Source organism: Streptomyces coffeae (assembly GCF_016741875.1).
Classification (GTDB): Bacteria; Actinomycetota; Actinomycetes; order Streptomycetales; family Streptomycetaceae; genus Streptomyces; species Streptomyces coffeae.
The window spans coordinates 1-2,895 of record NZ_JAERRF010000098.1 but is presented as its reverse complement, the minus strand read 5'-3'; the positions used below and the strand labels follow the sequence as shown (position 1 = coordinate 2,895).

Here is a 2,895-nt window from a genome sequence, read left to right as displayed (position 1 = left end):
GACCGGGTGATCATCCGGTTCGCGGGTGACTCGGGTGACGGTATGCAGCTCACCGGTGACCGGTTCACCTCCGAGACCGCGTCGTTCGGCAACGACCTGTCCACCCTGCCGAACTTCCCGGCGGAGATCCGCGCCCCCGCCGGAACGCTGCCGGGAGTCTCCAGCTTCCAGCTCCACTTCGCCGATCACGACATCCTCACCCCCGGCGACGCCCCCAATGTGCTGGTCGCGATGAACCCGGCCGCACTCAAGGCCAATCTGGGCGATGTGCCGCGCGGAGCCGAAATCATCGTCAACACCGATGAGTTCACCAAGCGTCCGATGGCGAAGGTGGGCTATGAGACCAGCCCGCTGGAGGACGGCTCGCTGGAGGGCTACCACGTCCACCCGGTGCCGCTGACGACCCTCACCATCGAGGCCCTGAAGGACTTCGGGCTGTCCCGGAAGGAGGCGGAGCGCAGCAAGAACATGTTCGCGCTCGGCCTGCTGTCGTGGATGTACCACCGGCCCACCGAGGGCACCGAGAAGTTCCTGCGGCAGAAGTTCGCGAAGAAGCCTCAGATCGCGGAGGCCAACGTCGCGGCGTTCCGGGCGGGCTGGAACTTCGGCGAGACCACCGAGGACTTCGCGGTCTCCTACGAGGTGGCACCGGCGACCACCGCCTTCCCGGCGGGCACCTACCGCAATATCTCCGGCAATCTGGCGCTGTCCTACGGGCTGATCGCGGCCTCGCGCCAGGCCGATCTGCCGCTGTTCCTGGGCTCGTACCCGATCACCCCGGCTTCCGACATCCTGCACGAGCTGTCGCGCCACAAGAATTTCGGTGTGCGCACCTTCCAGGCGGAGGACGAGATCGCGGGCATCGGCGCCGCGCTGGGCGCCGCCTTCGGCGGGGCGCTGGCGGTGACCACCACCTCCGGGCCGGGTGTGGCGCTGAAGTCCGAGACCATCGGTCTCGCGGTGTCGCTGGAGCTTCCGCTGCTGGTGATCGACATCCAGCGCGGTGGCCCCTCCACCGGTCTGCCCACCAAGACCGAGCAGGCGGATCTGCTCCAGGCCATGTACGGGCGCAACGGCGAGGCGCCGGTGCCGATCGTGGCTCCCCGGACCCCGGCCGACTGCTTCGATGCCACGCTGGACGCGGCCCGGATCGCGCTGGCCTACCGCACCCCGGTCTTCCTGCTCTCCGACGGCTATCTGGCCAACGGCTCGGAGCCCTGGCGGATCCCGGAGATCGATGATCTGCCTGATCTGCGGGTGCAGTTCACCACCGGGCCCAACCATGTGCTGGCCGACGGCACCGAGGTGTTCTGGCCGTACAAGCGCGACCCGGAGACCCTCGCCCGCCCCTGGGCCGTGCCCGGTACGCCCGGTCTGGAGCACCGCATCGGCGGGATCGAGAAGCAGGACGGCACCGGCAACATCTCCTACGACCCGGCCAACCACGACCACATGGTCCGTATCCGCCAGGCCAAGGTGGACGGTGTCCGGGTACCGGACCTCGAGGTGGACGACCCCACCGGTGACGCCCGCACCCTGGTGCTGGGCTGGGGTTCGACCTACGGGCCCATCACCGCGGCGGTGCGCCGGGTGCGGGCCGCGGGCGACCGGGTCGCCCAGGCCCATCTGCGCCATCTCAACCCCTTCCCGGCCAACCTCGGGAAGGTGCTGGGGGATTACGACAAGGTGGTGGTGCCCGAGATGAACCTGGGCCAGCTGGCCACCCTCATCCGCGCCCGCCATCTCGTCGACGCCCGCTCCTACACCCAGGTCAACGGCATGCCGTTCAAGGCCGAGCAGCTGGCCGCGGCCCTTAAGGAGGCCATCGATGACTGAGACCGTCGCACACGGGATGCCCGGCATCGAGGCACTCTCGCTGGTCCCCAAGGCCGAAGCCAAGCAGTCCAGATCAGACTTCAAGTCCGATCAGGAAGTGCGCTGGTGCCCCGGCTGCGGCGACTACGCGATCCTGGCCGCCGTCCAGGGCTTCATGCCCGAACTCGGCCTGGCCAAGGAGAACATCGTCTTCGTCTCCGGTATCGGCTGCTCCTCCCGCTTCCCGTACTACATGAACACCTACGGGATGCACTCCATCCACGGCCGCGCGCCCGCCATCGCCACCGGCCTCGCCGCCTCCCGCCGCGATCTGTCGGTGTGGGTGGTCACCGGTGACGGCGACGCGCTGTCCATCGGCGGCAACCACCTGATCCACGCCCTGCGCCGCAACGTCAACCTGAAGATCCTGCTGTTCAACAACCGCATCTACGGTCTGACCAAGGGGCAGTACAGCCCGACCTCCGAGGTCGGCAAGATCACCAAGTCCACGCCGATGGGCTCCCTCGACGCGCCCTTCAACCCGGTGTCGCTGGCGCTGGGGGCCGAGGCGAGCTTTGTCGCCCGCACCGTGGACTCCGACCGCAAGCACCTCACCGAGGTGCTGCGGCAGGCCGCCGCCCATCCGGGCACCGCCCTGGTGGAGATCTACCAGAACTGCAACATCTTCAACGACGGCGCCTTCGAAGTCCTCAAGGACAAGCAGCAGGCCGAAGAAGCCGTCATCCGGCTCGAGCACGGCAAGCCGATCCGCTTCGGCGTCGACCAGGCCAAGGGTGTGGTGCGCGACCCGGCCACCGGCGACCTGGAAGTCGTCACGGTCACCACGGAGAACGAGGGCCGGATCCTGGTCCACGACGCCCACGCCGCCTCCCCCACCACCGCCTTCGCGCTGTCCCGGCTGGCCCACCCCGACACCCTGCACCACACCCCGATCGGGGTGCTGCGCAATGTCGAGCGGCCGGTCTACGACACCGACATGGCGACCCAACTCGAGGCCGCCGTCGAGCAGAAGGGCAAGGGCGACCTCGCCGCACTGCTCACCGGGAACGACACCTGGAC

General features: G+C 68.6%; 2 protein-coding genes. Both read left to right on the top strand.

Annotation, left to right across the window (positions count from 1 at the left end):
- A partial coding sequence (locus tag JK363_RS41085) for a 2-oxoacid:acceptor oxidoreductase subunit alpha (protein ID WP_201883436.1) occupies positions 1–1,836 on the top strand: 1,836 nt, incomplete at its 5' end.
- A partial coding sequence (locus JK363_RS41080; protein ID WP_201883435.1) for a 2-oxoacid:ferredoxin oxidoreductase subunit beta occupies positions 1,829–2,895 on the top strand: 1,067 nt, incomplete at its 3' end. The genes JK363_RS41085 and JK363_RS41080, both read left to right, overlap by 8 nt.